We start from the raw sequence: 16,369 nt of genomic DNA, 5'->3' as shown, positions 1-16,369 counted from the left end.
GGGTATTTCAGGTGGCTAAACCACCTGAAATCGCCACTCACTTTTTCAGTGCTAGCTGCCAAAATGCAGCAATTAACGGCTCTGACCGTCGCTTCTGCAGCATACAAACCCCTAAATCCAATGCTTTGTAAGCATAATTTGTTTCTAAAATTCTTACGCGATCCCGTACTGGGCTATGCTGAAAGACAGGCTCAGGCACAATAGTAATACCACTACCTAGTGCCACCATCGATACCATCGCTTCATGTCCATCGACCTTGGCAATAATATTCGGGCTGATGCCTTTATCCAGTAACCATTGGTTAAAACGACTGCGGGCAGGGCCATGCTCAGGCAAAATCATCGGCACACTGTTCCAAGCAATGGGTTGTTGATTAAGCAAATCATTGACTTTACAAGGGATCACCGGTGCAATTAAGTAAACAGGGATACTCGCAATACTTTGAAAAAATAAATTAGCAGGAAAGGACTCAGGATAAGCGGCTATTGCCACATCAGCTTCATCTGCACGGATCCGCTCTATGGCCGAGGCGGCATCGCCGGTGGTTAATTGGATTTCAGCTTTAGGGCATTGCAAGCGAAACTTATCGAGTAAAGCAGGCAGGTGACTGTAACTAGCTGTCACTGTACAAAAAATCCGGATAGTGCCGCTTAATTCTGCACTCGCCAGTTGCAAGTCTAGTTGTAATTGATGCCATTCATCCAACCACACGCGCACAAAGCGTTGCACTCGCTCACCGGCGGACGTTAAGCGCACTGAGCGTTTGTCTCGTTCAAATAAACAGGTATCAAGTTCATCCTCTAAACGTTGGATCACGCGAGTTAATGTTGAAGGGCTAACAAACATTTGCTCGCTGGTTTTAGCAAAGTTTAGGCTAGATGCTAAATGTAAAAAAAGCTGAGCACTGCGTAGGTCCATAATGCCTCTGTTGCAATTAATGAAATACAGAATTGAAAATATATCACTTCACGCAATATAAGTCTGTAGTTAGACTGTGTTCATTAAAGCAGTACAGGGCAATAAGGCCGCAGCATACTGCTACTGCTCAGCTTTGCTGAGACAGACTAAGAATTCCGAGAACATTATGAGTAACTACTTTAATACCTTAAATTTACGTCAGCAATTAAGTCAATTAGGCCGTTGTCGTTTTATGGACAAAGCCGAGTTTGCCAACGGATGCGCTTTAATCAAAGACTGGAACATTGTTATCGTAGGTTGCGGCGCGCAAGGCCTAAACCAAGGCTTAAACATGCGCGATTCTGGCTTAAACATTAGTTATGCTTTGCGTGCTGAAGCGATTGCTGAAAAGCGCGCCTCGTTTCAAAAAGCCAGCAGCAATGGCTTTAAAGTCGGTACTTATCAAGAATTAATTCCAGCAGCAGATTTAGTTTTAAACTTAACACCAGACAAGCAGCACAGCAGCGTGGTTGATGCAGTAATGCCACTGATGAAGCAAGGTGCAACCTTAGCTTATTCCCATGGCTTTAATATTGTTGAAGAAGGTAAGCAAATTCGTCCGGATATCACCGTAGTGATGGTTGCGCCTAAGTGCCCTGGTACTGAAGTACGGGAAGAGTACAAACGTGGCTTTGGTGTACCTACTTTAATTGCCGTGCATCCAGAGAATGATCCAAAAGGCCAAGGTTTAGAAATTGCTAAGGCTTACGCTTCGGCTACCGGTGGAGATCGTGCTGGTGTGTTGGAATCGTCATTCGTTGCGGAAGTTAAGTCAGACTTAATGGGTGAACAAACCATCCTGTGCGGCATGTTACAAACAGGTGCCATCTTAGCGTTCGACAAGATGGTGGCAGATGGCATGGAAAGCGGCTACGCAGCAAAATTAATTCAATTTGGCTGGGAAACCATCACGGAAGCGCTGAAACACGGCGGCATCACCAACATGATGGACCGTTTGAGCAATCCAGCGAAGTTAAAAGCCTTTGATTTAGCTGAAGAGTTAAAACTGACATTACGGCCATTATTTGAAAAACATATGGACGATATCATCAGCGGTGAGTTTTCACGCACCATGATGGCCGATTGGCATAATGATGACAAAAACTTACTGACTTGGCGTGAACAAACCTTAGACAGCGGTTTTGAACAAGCACCAGTGTCGGATGAAAAAATCGCTGAACAAGAGTTTTTTGACCGCGGCATCTTACTGGTTGCCATGGTAAAAGCCGGCGTAGAATTGGCTTTCGAGACGATGGTTGATGCAGGAATTATCGCTGAATCGGCTTACTACGAGTCTTTACATGAGACGCCGCTGATCGCTAATACTATTGCGCGCAAGCGTTTATACGAAATGAACGTGGTCATTTCAGATACCGCTGAATATGGTAATTACTTGTTTGCGCACGCTGCTATTCCACTGTTACGCGATACAGTAAACGCCATGAGCAGTGAACTGATTGGTAAAGGTTTAAGCAGCAGCCAAAATGGCGTTGATAACTTAAAACTTATCGCTGTAAATGAAGCCATTCGCCAACACCCGGTAGAAGTGGTTGGTAAGAAATTACGCGGTTATATGACGGCAATGAAACGAATTGTTGAGGCGAATTAATTCGTCTCCCTGAATGAAGTGGTTAGTGGTGATTAATTTGCAGCAGTGTTGCAGTTAATACCAGACCAATAATGATGTTATACGTGGACCTTGGTTGTTTTGCCCCGCTTGTCGGGGCTTTTTTTTGCCTGTTTGTCTTAAACTGAGTATGCTAATACGCTAAGTACTGGAGAATAATCATGAAAACAATCGCATTGGTAGCACATGACGGTAAAAAAGCTGCGTTACTCGAATGGATCGAAAAACATCAGTCTTTTTTTGCCGATAAACAACTTATTGCAACCGGTACCACCGGGAAGCTTATCAGTGAAAAGTTACAACAACCGGTACGATGTATGGCCAGTGGTCCGCTGGGTGGCGATCAACAAATCGGTGCTTTAATCGCGGAACAACACATTGATTGGCTGATATTTTTTTGGGATCCATTGTCATCACAGCCGCATGATCCTGATGTTAAAGCGTTAATTCGTTTAGCGGTAGTATGGAATATTCCAGTGGCTTGTAATGTCGCTACAGCGGACTTTATCGTACATTCAAGTCTTTACCAGCAAGAATATCAGCGTTCAGTGCCTGATTTTCAGCAGCACAATAATCGGCTGCAAAAGAGCTAGTTTCTGTAAGCGAGCAAGCCAAGTGATGCATTCTTTGTTATAGCCCTGTCATGACAGGGCTATTTTATTGGGGTGCTTTAGCCTTGAAGTTAAGTGCTTTCGTGGTGAATTTAGCTTCAAACCAATATGCACTTATTGCGAATTGTTATTATTTGTGTTTAGATGTGCGCCTTAGGATCATCATCTCGTGGAGCTGTAATGAAATTCAATTCTGTCACCCTGTTAGTTGCTGCCGGTCTTACTTCTTGTTTATTCCATACTGCTGCGGCCTATGCCGATGAAGTCAATGTGTACTCTGCGCGGCAAGAAGAACTGATCAAGCCTTTACTGGATACCTTTACCGTACAAACGGGTATTAAGGTTAATTTAATTACGGGTAATGCCGATGAATTGATTACGCGTATGCGTAGTGAAGGCCGCAATAGCCCAGCTGATTTACTCCTGACGACCGATGTCGGCCGTTTAACCCGAGCGAAAGAGCAGGGGGTATTGCAAGGTGTTACCTCAGACAAATTAGTGAGCGCTATTCCTAGCACATTACGTGATACTGCCGGTGTTTGGTATGGCTTAACCGTTCGAGCTCGGCCCATTATGTATGTTGAGGGGAAGGTAGATCCGGCACAATTATCGACTATGGAAGATCTCGCCGATCCGAAGTGGAAAGGTAAAATTTGCGTGCGTTCTTCAAATAACATCTATAACCAATCTCATGTTGCTTCTATTATTGCACATGATGGCGCTGCGGTAGCCGAGCAGTGGGCTAAAGGGTTAGTGGCCAATTTTGCACGTCCACCACAGGGTGGCGATCGTGATCAAATCAAAGCCGCAGCAGCGGGTGTATGTGATATCGCTTTAGCCAACACTTACTACTTAGCCGGTATGTTAACTGATCCCGCTGAACAAGCGGCGGCAGCAAAAATGCGTATTTTCTGGCCTAATCAGCAAGATAATGGCGTACATATTAATATTTCAGGCGCGGGTGTAGCCGCTTTTGCTCCTAATAAAGCGAATGCGCTGAAATTGCTAGAATATATGGTAGAGCCAGAAGCGCAGCACTGGTATGCTGACGTCAATAATGAATACCCTGTTCGTAGTGACGTTAACATCAGTAAAGTGCTAGAGCAATTTGGTCGCTTCAAAGCCGATGAGTTACCGTTAGAACAGTTAGGCGAGTTTAATGCCGAAGCGATCCGGGTGATGGACCGCGCTGGCTGGCGTTAAACTACCCGTCGTAGTAGGAGCCGTCATCGTTGTTCAGAATACCGCTGTTTAATCGTTGGCGCTGGGCAGTATTACTGCCCGCCTTGTTGTTGGCGCTGCCGGTAATGATGGTGTTCGCCAGTTTATTCTCTTGGCAAACAGCGGTTTGGCAGCATTTGCGCCAAACCGTGCTGCCTGATTATGTTCTTAATTCCCTGTTGTTAGCTGGCGGCACAGGTTTAGGTGCCTTAACGATTGGCACCGGCGCTGCTTGGCTGATTAGCCAATATCAATTTATTGGCCGACGTTATCTCGACTGGTTATTGTTATTACCCTTAGCCGTTCCCGCTTATATCATTGCTTACACTTATACCGGCATGCTTGACTTTGCTGGCCCTGTGCAGCAGCAATTACGTCACACTTTCGATTGGTCTTACGGTGATTATTGGTTTCCTGAGATCCGCTCGTTGGGTGGGGCGATATTGATGCTGTCATTAGTGTTATATCCTTATGTTTATATGTTGGCACGCAATGCTTTTTCTGAGCAGTCGGCGTCGTTATCTGAGGCGAGCCGCACTTTAGGTTTAACGCCGCGGCAGCATTTTTGGCAAGTCGCGTTACCTTTAGCGCGCCCGGCGATTTTAACCGGGATGGCATTAGCGATGATGGAAGCCTTTGCCGACTATGGCACCGTGCAATATTTTGGCGTGCCTACCTTTACCACGGGTATTTTTCGAACCTGGTTTGGGATGGGTAATGCATTAGCCGCCGCGCAACTCGCCGCGCTGTTAACCAGTTTTGTGCTGTTTTTATTGTTGTTAGAGAAATGGTCACGGCGCAAAGTGCGTTATTATCATCAAGGTCAAAAACACAGTGCTGCGGCATTACGCCAAGTAAGCTTTGCTCGGCAATGTTTATTTCTGATGTTGTGCATTCTGCCGGTATTATTGGGTTTTCTGTTACCGGCATGGCAGTTAGCCAGTTGGGCGCTTGGCAATTGGCAGCGCACCTTGGATAGTGCTTTTTGGCAATTAGTTTGGAATAGTTTTTCTTTGGCCGCGGCGGCGGCTTTGTTGTCGGTACTGCTGGCGTTATTGTTTGCTTATGCTAAACGCTTACGTGACGATCCTTTAGTGCGATTCCCGGTACAATTAGCCGCGCTGGGTTATGCGGTTCCTGGCACGGTCATTGCCATCGGCGTGATGATCCCCTTGGCATGGTTTGATCAACGGATCGATTTACTTGCCGAGCAATGGTTTGGTGTCCGCACTGGTTTACTGTTTTCCGGTACTATTTTTGCACTGCTATTAGCTTACAGTGTGCGTTTTTTGGCAGTGTCATTACATGGTATTGAAGCCGGTTTAGCGCGAATAAAGCCTAATATGGATAATGCCGCGCGGTCTTTAGGTTTAGGGCCTTGGCAGGTGCTGCGGCGCGTGCATGTACCGTTGTTACGCAGTAGCGTGTTAACAGCGTTGTTGCTGGTGTTTGTTGATGTACTCAAAGAATTGCCCGCAACGCTGTTATTACGACCTTTTAATTTTAATACCTTAGCGGTGAGAGCGCATGAATTAGCTTCTGATGAGCGCTTAGCCGAAGCGGCCTTACCTGCGCTAGCTATTGTATTGGTGGGGCTGTTACCTGTGATTATTTTAGCGCGTTCCACTGAGCAACGTATGCGAGGAAACAAATAATGTTGGCATTAGAGCAACTGGCTGTCGCTTATGGCCCTCATAAAGTGGTCAATGACATTTCATTGACTTTAGCCCAAGGCCAAATTGGCTGTTTAGTGGGCCCTTCTGGTTGTGGTAAAACCACTATTTTACGCGCAATTGCCGGTTTTGAAGCGCCGGCCTCGGGTGTGATCCGCTTGCAAGGTCAACAGGTGAGTAATAGCACAACTCAGTTGGCGCCTGAATTACGCAAAGTGGGCATGGTGTTTCAAGATTTTGCGTTATTTCCCCATTTAACTGTTGCCGATAACATTGCCTTTGGCTTAAAAGATTTTAATAAAGCGCAAAAAGCAGAGAAAGTCAGCCGTTTATTACAGCTAGTGGGTTTGCCCGATCTGGGCAAACGGTATATTCATCAATTATCCGGCGGTCAACAACAGCGGGTGGCATTGGCCCGAGCCCTTGCTCCTGAGCCCAAGGTGTTATTACTGGATGAGCCTTTCTCCAGTTTAGATACCGAGTTTCGCGAAGTGTTAGCGCGGGATATTCGGATCATTTTAAAGCAATTACATATCACGGCGGTATTAGTCACTCACGATCAGTTTGAAGCCTTTGCAATGGCAGATATGATTGGCGTGATGCAACAAGGCCAGTTACAACAGTGGTCGACCCCTTATGAGTTGTATCACCGACCTGTTAATCGCTTTGTGGCTGACTTTGTTGGGCGGGGCGTGATGTTGCCAGGCAAGATGTTAGATGCGCAACAAGTTGAAACCTGTTTAGGTGTTTTTCGGCAACGTTATTTAACGGACGTACAGACCGATGATTTAGTTGATGTCCTGATCCGGCCAGATGACATTGTGCATGATGATGACAGCCCAATCCAAGCTACTGTGTTGGAAAAAGCTTTTCGCGGTTCGCACATCCTGTATACCTTGGCATTATCGGGCAGCGAGCAAGTCTATTGTTTAGCGCTAAGTCATCACAATCATGCGATTGGCGAGCATATTGGCATTCGTCTTGATCTTGATCACTTGGTGCTGTTTCCACGGCTAACTTAAATATCTGGCTGAGTTACTTGCTCGGCTCTGGCAAAAGTTGATGCAGTAATTCAGCAAACTCGCCACTGTCTTTTAAGGCCTGCAAGCCCAGATCGAATTGCTGCTTTAAATATTCGCTATCAGGGTGATGTTTTGGAAAGGCGAGGTGCATGGGGTGGATTTCTAATGCTGGCTCCAGCCAATCGATTGCCGATTGCCGTAATTCAACAGGTAATCGCGAGATAAAATATAAGCCACTTTGCAAATCTGCGGGGACGAAGTCCACGCGTTGCATCGCCAGCATTTTAAACAGTTGATCTTCAGAAGCCACACTGACTTTACTCAAGTTACTTTGCTGCAGTAACGGATGTTGCAGATAACCAGTAACGAACCCTAAGGTGCCATTGCTTGCTAGCAGGGTGTCAAGATTTTGTTTTACTCTAATATCCGCTTTGCGTTTAAATAAAACGATGTGATTGGCATAGATCGGCTCGGAATACAGCCATTTTTCGGCACGCGCTTCGGTATACCAAATGGCAATCACCCCAGCATACAATCCCTGTTCGGTATCATACATCGCGCGGGCAAAAGGCATGAATGCCACGTCAATATTGAGTTGTTGTTTGGCAAAGGCGCGCCGCACAATCTCAATAACCACACCTTGCTTGACAAGATCAGTACCATAATGTGGCGGATATTCGCTGCTAGCGAAGATTATCGGGTTATGAGTTAAAGGGGTAGCAGAAAGACTTGAACAGAAAAGCAGGCTGTTTATTAAAAAAACGTAGTGTGAGATTTTGCCGAAAAAGTGACTCACAAGTAGGTTTATCCCTGTAAACACAATGTTATTTGAATTGAGTTTAGCAGAGCACGAGAAAAGAAAAAAGGCGCGCTTTACTAGCCGCACCTCCAGGGAAAAAGTTGGCTTAACGTAAAAATTCTGCGATCTTGTCAGCAACAGCGCTAATATTCAGCACGCCATCTAAATGACCAAATTCACCGGGAATTTCAGCATAAGTAGCATGGTCTTGATTCATTACCGCAACGCTTTGTTTCGACATCTCCGCTAGTAATAATTGATCACCCGTCGCCGGTAAAAACAGCGTTTTCGCCGTCACTTTGGCTAATGCAGCTTGCCAGTTATCGCCCATGCCGGCGCGAAATAACTGCGATGCTCGAATTAGGTAAAGAATATGATTGGCATCTTGCACACTGGCACGCGTGGCGGCTTGTTCCATCAACTGTTGCCAAGCTGAAAAAGGTGCCAAAATATCGTTATGTGGTGCACGATCCGTTGCTGGGGATGGGAAGCGCGCATTAAAACTGCTGGGATAAAGCGCGTCTTGTGTAATGTAGGCAATGGCTGTCGCTAAGCCATGCCGGGGCTGGCCTTGCTCATAATAGTTGCCATTTTGCCAAGCAGGATCGTGTTTAATAGGGTAGGCCCAGCGCTCTAAGCGCACCGCAGCCCAGGCATCAATGTAAGCTGTGCCAATCACCGGTAATAAGCGTTCAACCCGCTCAGGGTAGCGCACCGCCCATTCAATCGCTTGAAAAGAGCCCATTGATGCACCAATTACCGCATGCAGTTTTTTAATACCGAGGCTATCTAATAAATGGCGCTGCACTTCGACAAAATCACCGACGGTGACAACGGGAAAGCTTAATCCCCAGGGCTTGCCGGTGGCAGGGTTGATGGTTGCAGGCCCCGTGGTAATGACATTAGGATCATACACATTAGCATTGACGAGTGTGTCGACGCTTATCACATAAAACTTATTAGTATCAATGGCTTTGCCAGGGCCGATAATCGCATCCCAATAACCTGGTGCGGCGTCATCCGCATGATATTTACCGGCAGCATGCGACGTGCCAGAAAAAAAATGTGTAATAAGAATTACATTAGACTTATCAGCGTTAAGCTTGCCATAGGCTTCCCAACCTACTTTTACCGGATGAATAATTTGGCCATTATCGGTTTTAAAGTTATCAATGCTAAACGCTTGTTTAGTAACGAGTAATGGCTCAGCTGAACTGCAGCTACTTAACAGTAATAAGCTAGCTAGCAGTAAAGAATAAATAAAACGCATAACTGTTTTCCTTAAAACCATTGAAACAAGGTAATGGCTAATATCACACCGAGTATCGGCATCAATACGCTAACCACGGCGACCGGCCAGTAAGCATTTTGATGTGACTCGCCACAGATAGCACGGATAGTCGTAACGACATAGCCATTATGCGGCAGTGAGTCGAGTGCGCCGGATGAGATCGCCACGACACGGTGAAGTTGTTCGGCATCGACACCGCGATCTAAATAAGTCGGCGCAATTTCAGGTAACGCAATAACTTGACCGCCCGAGGCCGAGCCGGTTAACCCTGCAATGGCACTGACCGCGACAGCCGCACCAATTAACTCTGGGCCAGGTAAATGCGTCATATATTCAACCACTTGATTAAAAGCGGGGGTTAACTTAGCCACACCGCCAAAACCGACAACGGCAGCGGTATTACCGATAGCGAGTAACGCACCTAGCACCCCTTCATTGGTGGCTGCGCCAGGGTTGTGAATAAAACGGAAGGTTAATAAATACAAACTGACGACACCACCGGTTAGGGCAATAATTAAGGCTGCTTGCTGTAAACTGTCGTGTAATAAAAATGAGGTCACTAACACCACTAATAAAGGAATTAACCCCGTTAGCCAATGCGGTAACGGTTTATCCGTAACCGTCGGATCGCTGGCGCGACTGACAAATTGCTCACCCTTTGCTTGTGCTTTTTTTATCATCCACATCAGCGCTAAATAGCCGCCAACCGCCATGAAAACCGCGACTATGATGCTGACTTGCCACCCAGCGTAAGGGGTGGTGCCAAGATATGGGATTGGGATCCAGTTTTGAATTTCTGGAGAGCCTGCTGACGTCATGGTAAAGGTCACAGAGCCCAAGGCTAGTGTGGCTGGAATAAAGCGCCGTGGTAAATTGGCTCCTTTAAACAAGCTCACCGCCATGGGGTAAGCAGAAAAAGCCACGACAAATAAACTGACACCACCATAGGTTAATACGGCACACGCTAACACAATGGCTAACACAGCGCGGGTATGGCCTAGTCGTTTTACAATCGCCAAGGCGACCGCATCGGCCGCACCGCTGTGCTCCATCAACTTACCAAATAAGGAGCCGAGTAAAAACATCAGGAACCACGCGGCGACAAAGCTTGAGAAACCTGCCATATAACCATGCACAAAATCGAGCTTATCGTTTAGCTGCCAAAAGGGGATACCGTTTGTTAACGCCACCAACAGTGCACAGAGTGGGGCGGTGATGAAGAGGTTGAAGCCGCGCATCGTTAACACGATGAGTAAACCTAAACCCAGTAATAATCCGAACAGACTTAACATGGAGTAATCCTTGTTTTTATTTTTTCTTAGTCTGATACAGTCTGCTCTGCCTCACCATAGTACTAAGGTACAGGTTAATATTTCTGCGATCAGGGCTACTCTATGGATAAGAACTTACAAATCTATAATTCCAAATAGACAGCAACATCTGCAATCAACAGGAGAGCCCCATGGCCAAGAATAATAAGATTGAGCAAGCTTCAACGATCTACCCGCGCTTCTTTCAACCCAGTCTCTTGGCATTAGCCGTAAGCAGCTGTTTAATGGCGCCTGCTTTCGCTCAAGAAAGCAACAGCAATGACGATGAAGTAAAATTAGAACGGATTGAAGTGACTGCTCGACGCACAGTAGAAAACTTACAAACGGTACCCGTGGCAGTAACGTCACTTGGTGAAGAAGAATTAGCCCAGCGTGGTATCGATAATATTACGTCGGTTCAGCAATACTCACCGAACACCACTTTGCAAGTATCACGCGGTACTAATAGCACTTTAACGGCTTATATTCGTGGTATTGGTCAGCAAGATCCGTTATGGGGTTTTGAGCCTGGCGTAGGTATTTATATTGATGACGTATATATGGCTCGCCCGCAAGGTGCAGCCTTAGATGTTTATGATGTAGAACGTATTGAAGTTCTGCGTGGTCCACAGGGTACCTTATATGGTCGTAATACCATTGGTGGTGCGGTTAAATATGTTACTAAAGAACTAACCGGCGATACGGCTTTTGCTGTGCGCGGTACCATCGGTACTGATAATCAGCAAGATTTTAAAGTATCGGGCCAGGTCGGTTTAACGGATAACTTATTTATCAGCGGCGCCATTGCCAGCTTTAACCGTGACGGTTTTGGTACTTATTTAAATACCGGTGCTGACAACTACGACAAAGATGTGCAATCTGGCCGTGTGAGTGTGCAGTGGAATGCCGCAGACAATTTTAGCGTGCGCTTCAGCGCCGATAAAACAGTCGATAAGTCGAATTCAAAAGGCGGCTTTCGTTTAACGCCAAGTTTATTGGTTCCTAATCAGCCATTAACTGACAGCGTGTACGACTCCTATACCAGTATGCCCGCTGACAACAAAGTGGATACGGAAGGTCAATCGTTAACCTTAACGTGGGAGCTTAACGATAACTGGACGGTGAAATCGGTGACCGCCAGACGCAAAGGTGTTACCGATACCAATATTGATTTTGACTCTACGCCATTACAGTCTTTAGATGTACCGGCGTTTTACGAAGATGAGCAAACCTCTCAAGAGCTGCAGTTATTATTTAGTGGCGATAAGTTTAAAATGGCCTCGGGTTTATATTATTACACCGGTGAAGCCTGCGGTGCCTTCGGTACTGTTATTGTGGCTGGTGCAGGTGTAACTGTTGAAAACGGCGGTTGCGTCGACACCGACAGTATTGCCGCTTACGCTCAAGGTACTTACGAGTTAACTGACAAGTTATCGTTAACCGCGGGCGGTCGTTATACCAAAGATGATAAAGATGCCACGTTAGACCGCAGATTGTATTTGGGCTACAAAGGCCCACGTGATGCTGCTGCGCCAGGTACCTTATTACAAGTACAAACCGATTTTAGCGGTAGCGAAAGTTTTAGCCATTTCTCACCACGTGTAGGTGCAGAGTACCAGTACAGTAATGATTTAATGTATTACGTGAGCTACACCGATGGCTTTAAATCGGGTGGTTTTGATATGCGTGCGGTTGAAATTGTTAACCCTAACGCCACCGACCCATACCAAGAAGAAACCGTTGATACCTATGAGTTTGGTATAAAAAGTGAATGGTTAGATCAGCGTTTACGTATGAATGCGGCGGTCTTCCATTCTTCTTATGAAGATATGCAAGTTACCGTGCAACGTGCGGTAGGTAATAACGTTGCCTCGCAAGTATTAAACGCGGCCAGCGCCGATATTAACGGTGCTGAAGTGGAAGCCTTATTTGCAGCAACCCGTGATTTGGAAATCACCGCGATTGTCGGTTACATTGACGCGTCGTTTAACAAAGTAGAGTTCTTTGACCCAGTATCGCAAGCGGTGGTGGATGTATCTAATGTTTGGGGATTTGCTAATACGCCAGAATTAACTGCAACTTTAGCGAGCCGTTACACCGTAGAAACCGATTTTGGTAGCTTAGTGTTTAATGCTAACTTAGCGTATCGCGGCGCGACGCAAATTTTTGAAGTACCTTCAGTACTTGATTACGGCGGCTATACCTTGATTAATGCCGGCGTAAACTGGTACTCAAATGATGGTTTCTGGGATGTGTCGCTACAGGCTAAAAACTTAGGTGATAAGCAAGCGCGTATTGCCGGTTACAACTTTGCGCTGTTGGCGGGTGAGCAGACGATTACCGGTTATTACATTGACCCACGGACAGTAAGTTTGACTGTTGGCTATCGTTTCTAATCTAGAAAAACCTTGCCGGGGCGAAAGCCCCGGTTCATTATGGGCAAAATTGTTCTGAAGTATTGTTATGATTGCTATTATTGCTGATGACCACCCCTTGTTCCGCGTTGCACTGTCGCAAGCTTGCGCGGCGATTTTAGGTAAAGATGCCTTGTTGTTGCAGGCACAAACCATGCAGCAAGTTTGGCCCTTACTCCGTCAACATCCTGATACTCACTTTATTTTTCTTGATTTAAAAATGCCAGGTTCCGACGGTTTCACGGGCCTTACCGCACTTCGTACAGAATATCCTGATGTGCCGGTGATCATGGTGTCTGCAGAAGAAGATCCGGTGATTATTAAGCAAGCACTGGCACTCGGTGCGGCTGCTTATATTCCTAAATCAGCACCGCTAGAATTATTGTCTGAAGCCATTAATGCCGTATCCAATGGCGATACCTGGTTACCCACCGAGTTAGCCGATGATGTGAAAAACGCCCGTGCTCTAATTGATCATGACTTTGCGCAGCGGCTAGAACAACTCACCCCACAGCAGTTTCGGGTGTTAAAAATGATTGCCGATGGTTTGTTAAATAAGCAAATTGCCTATGAAATGAATGTGCAAGAAACCACGATAAAGCAACATGTGTCAGCGATTTTGCGCAAACTTAATGTCAATAATCGTACCTTGGCCGGTATCTTATTTGAGAAGTTAAAACTACCTGAACAGTATGACTAATCAGTACGTTTTTGTTAGGTAGGCTCAGTCGCAAGCTGAAACTGCGCTTTGTATTGCTGGGTAATCTCTAGTAACTGACCATCTTGTAATAAATAGATCTGTGCGGCATTCAATATGGTTTCTGGCCGGTGCGCGATAATAATACGCGTCATATTAAGTTGCTTAATAGCCTGATTAACATAGTGCTCTAATTGTACGTCTAAATGGCTGGTGGCCTCATCCATAAACAAAATCTTCGGTTTACGATACAGTGCTCTGGCCAGCAAAACGCGTTGTTTTTGGCCACCCGACAGGGAACTGCCCATATCCCCCACCAAACTGTTATACCCCATCGGCATGGCACTGATATCATGATGGATCCCAGCCAATTGGGCCGCCTCATGCACCTGCTGCATATTTAACTCGGGATCAAAAAAGCTGATATTTTCTGCCAAACTACCGGATAACAGTTGATCGTCTTGCATCACCGCAGCGATTTGACTGCGGTAATGACGCAAGCCTAACTGTGTTATTTCAATGCCATCGATCAGAACTTTACCCGCTGTTGCCGGCAATAATCCAAGCATAATTTTCATTAGACTAGTTTTACCGGTACCGGATGGTCCAATAATCGCAATATTATCACCGGCTTTCACGTTAAGGCTCAAGTTAGCAAATAGCCACGGTTCAGTGTTGGCATAACGGAAACTGACCCCTTCTAAATCCAGCTCACCTTTCAGCTCTCTATTGTCTCCACTATCGCCTACATCTTCTTTCTCTGTAAGGGCTATATCGGCCAAGCGATCTAAATGCAGTTTAGTCATTTTAATCTGTACAATAATACCAATTAAATTACTCATCCTGCTTGTAAATTGACTTTTATATGCAACAAAGGCAAACATCATTCCAACTGTCATATCGCCAGCCATTACTAAGTTAGCCGCCAAGTAAATGATCAAAATACCCTCAATGCCAAAAAGCAACTGATTAACAACACCCGCACTGATACCCCACTTAGCTAATCTGAAACCGACATTAATGGTTTCAGTATGGCGGTTTTGCCAAAGGTTAAGCCTTTGCACTTCCTGGCCAAACAACTTTAAACTTTGGATGCCACGAATAGACTCCATAAACACACTTTGTTCTTTAGCCGAGGTAATAATGCTTTCTTCAGTCAACTGGTGCATTGGCCAGTAAAATGCCCAACGCACCAAGGCATATAGCAGTACTACCACGACCACAACAAAACTTAGCTGAGGGCTATACAGATACATCATGGCAAAGACAATAACCACCATAATACTGTCTAACAGCCCTTCCACCAGACTGGTGGTAAGTAACGACTGAATGGCTGATAGCGAGCCAAAACGCGAGGTAATATCACCCATATGCCGCTTTTCAAAAAATGGCACTGGCAAGTGCAGCAAATGACGGAACAGGTTAGTCACCATTTGCATACTCATCATGGTGCCAAGGTGCAGCGCAATCCAGCTGCGAAGTACTCCTACGACTAATTGAATGAGCATCAGTAACCCAAAACCCAGTGCCAGCACTAACAACAAAGGCTTATCATGGCTGACCAATACTTCATCAACGACCAGTTGCGTATAATATGGCGAAGCAAGGGCAAATATTTGCAAAATGAGTGATAAAGTAAACAGCTTAACTAGGGCTGGCACTACGCCGCGTATATTGCTCCAGAATGCGGTAAGGCCGAGCTTTACCCGCTCATCCACTTTTTCAAACTCACTAGTGGGAGTTAACTCTAGCGCAACGCCGGTAAATGACTTGTCCACATCTTTAAGGGACAAGCGTCGCTCGCCCATTGCCGGGTCTAGTATAGTAATACCATTACGATGCACTTTTTTAAGCACTACAAAGTGATTCATTTCCCAATGCAGTATGCAGGGCGTTTGCAGCTTTTTTAAATCATCTAACTCTAGTTTTAAGGCCCGACCAGTCATATTTAACTGGTTAGCCAGCAGCATCAACTGCTGCAGATTAGTGCCTTTTAGCGACACGTTATAGCGGCTACGTAAAGTGGTTAAATCCAGCTGATGGCCATAATGGTTTGCTACCATCGCCATACAGGCTAGGCCGCACTCAGCGGCTTCGGATTGGTGTAATAATCTCACTTATTCTTTCTTGACAAAGACCGAATAAAAAAATAAGAAACTGCTGCGAGAAATGTTAATACCGTTGCTTTAATACCCAATGCCATTTGTGGAAAAAAGGCGCTCAATAAAAAGTAAAAAGCGACGGTTGATATTGCAGTAAGAATTGATACTGTATTTTTCTTCATTTCATCACCTATAACGGATTAGGCCATTATTAATAATCACCTAATCCGTAATGTAGATTTAAAATTTATGGCACCATGTAATCCTGAATTTTTGGTTGATACCAGGATCGAGGCAGTACCTGTCTCCACTAGCATTGTTCCTATATGTGACATAGCTTAAACTCTAAGCGAGTTAACAAATTTCGTACCTAAAAATATTGAAATGGCAACAATAAATTTTTCTCCACAGGGGTGAAGATTCGGCCTAAATTTCAATCTGTCGACCTTTGATATTGACCTGCATAGTTGTCTACAAAACCAGTTGTTTAGGAATAATCCCGAATCCCTTCAATTGCTTAAGAATAGTCGGTTAATGATGAAAGAATTGCAAATAGGCTTTAGTCGAAAACACTATTTATACATTAAGTAAACCAAATTTTAACTTTTGCAAGCTTTCTATCCCTGAGACGTTCTTAATGTTTT

At 45.4% G+C, this 16,369-nt stretch carries 12 protein-coding genes; 7 read left to right on the top strand and 5 right to left on the bottom strand.

Annotated elements, in window-relative coordinates:
• Positions 1–37 precede the first annotated feature (37 nt).
• Positions 38–919, bottom strand: coding sequence for an HTH-type transcriptional activator IlvY (ilvY, locus tag ORJ01_RS05335; RefSeq protein WP_306177201.1), 882 nt, complete (start codon positions 917–919; stop codon positions 38–40).
• A gap of 166 nt (positions 920–1,085) precedes the next feature.
• Between ilvY and ilvC the strand changes: the two genes are divergently transcribed.
• The 5 genes from ilvC to ORJ01_RS05310 all read left to right on the top strand — a co-directional run bounded on the left by ilvC (position 1,086) and on the right by ORJ01_RS05310 (position 7,112).
• Positions 1,086–2,567, top strand: coding sequence for a ketol-acid reductoisomerase (gene ilvC / locus ORJ01_RS05330; RefSeq protein WP_306177200.1), 1,482 nt, complete (start codon positions 1,086–1,088; stop codon positions 2,565–2,567).
• Between the two features lie 179 nt (positions 2,568–2,746).
• Entirely contained in the window at positions 2,747–3,178 is a 432-nt protein-coding gene (locus tag ORJ01_RS05325) for a methylglyoxal synthase (protein WP_306177199.1), read from the top strand.
• A 198-nt stretch (positions 3,179–3,376) separates the two neighbouring features.
• Positions 3,377–4,399 (top strand): Fe(3+) ABC transporter substrate-binding protein, encoded by a 1,023-nt coding sequence (locus ORJ01_RS05320; protein ID WP_306177198.1) that lies wholly within the window; start codon positions 3,377–3,379, stop codon positions 4,397–4,399.
• A gap of 104 nt (positions 4,400–4,503) precedes the next feature.
• Complete coding sequence (locus ORJ01_RS05315) at positions 4,504–6,072, top strand: ABC transporter permease (protein ID WP_371930717.1); 1,569 nt, start codon at positions 4,504–4,506, stop codon at positions 6,070–6,072.
• The gene (locus ORJ01_RS05310) at positions 6,072–7,112 is read left to right on the top strand and encodes an ABC transporter ATP-binding protein (RefSeq protein WP_306177196.1); all 1,041 of its coding nucleotides are present in this window, start codon (positions 6,072–6,074) and stop codon (positions 7,110–7,112) included. The genes ORJ01_RS05315 and ORJ01_RS05310 overlap by 1 nt, the downstream gene beginning before the upstream one ends.
• Before the next feature lie 13 nt (positions 7,113–7,125).
• Here the strand turns inward: ORJ01_RS05310 and ORJ01_RS05305 are convergent, their stop codons facing one another.
• The 3 genes from ORJ01_RS05305 to ORJ01_RS05295 all read right to left on the bottom strand — a co-directional run bounded on the left by ORJ01_RS05305 (position 7,126) and on the right by ORJ01_RS05295 (position 10,494).
• Positions 7,126–7,908: an ABC transporter substrate-binding protein gene (locus ORJ01_RS05305; RefSeq protein ID WP_306177195.1), complete on the bottom strand. Its 783-nt coding sequence runs from the start codon at positions 7,906–7,908 to the stop codon at positions 7,126–7,128.
• Between the two features lie 109 nt (positions 7,909–8,017).
• A complete protein-coding gene (locus ORJ01_RS05300; RefSeq protein WP_306177194.1) occupies positions 8,018–9,181 on the bottom strand; it encodes a homoserine O-acetyltransferase in 1,164 nt (387 codons plus the stop codon).
• An 11-nt stretch (positions 9,182–9,192) separates the two neighbouring features.
• On the bottom strand, positions 9,193–10,494 hold the full coding sequence (locus ORJ01_RS05295) for a GntP family permease (protein WP_306177193.1): 1,302 nt from the start codon (positions 10,492–10,494) through the stop codon (positions 9,193–9,195).
• A gap of 170 nt (positions 10,495–10,664) precedes the next feature.
• Here ORJ01_RS05295 and ORJ01_RS05290 point away from each other — a divergent pair, with 170 nt between their 5' ends.
• A complete protein-coding gene (locus ORJ01_RS05290) occupies positions 10,665–12,908 on the top strand; it encodes a TonB-dependent receptor (RefSeq protein WP_306177191.1) in 2,244 nt (747 codons plus the stop codon).
• Between the two features lie 67 nt (positions 12,909–12,975).
• Positions 12,976–13,626: a response regulator transcription factor gene (locus ORJ01_RS05285; protein WP_306177190.1), complete on the top strand. Its 651-nt coding sequence runs from the start codon at positions 12,976–12,978 to the stop codon at positions 13,624–13,626.
• A 14-nt stretch (positions 13,627–13,640) separates the two neighbouring features.
• On the opposite strand, the gene ORJ01_RS05280 is transcribed toward ORJ01_RS05285, so the two are convergent.
• The gene (locus ORJ01_RS05280) at positions 13,641–15,740 is read right to left on the bottom strand and encodes a peptidase domain-containing ABC transporter (RefSeq protein ID WP_306177189.1); all 2,100 of its coding nucleotides are present in this window, start codon (positions 15,738–15,740) and stop codon (positions 13,641–13,643) included.
• Positions 15,741–16,369: the final 629 nt, after the last annotated feature.

It is taken from the genome of Alishewanella sp. SMS8 (assembly GCF_030737935.1).
GTDB classification, from domain to species: Bacteria; Pseudomonadota; Gammaproteobacteria; order Enterobacterales; family Alteromonadaceae; genus Alishewanella; species Alishewanella maricola.
The sequence above is the reverse complement of the archived record's forward strand: the minus strand, read 5'-3'. Positions and strand labels throughout refer to the sequence as shown.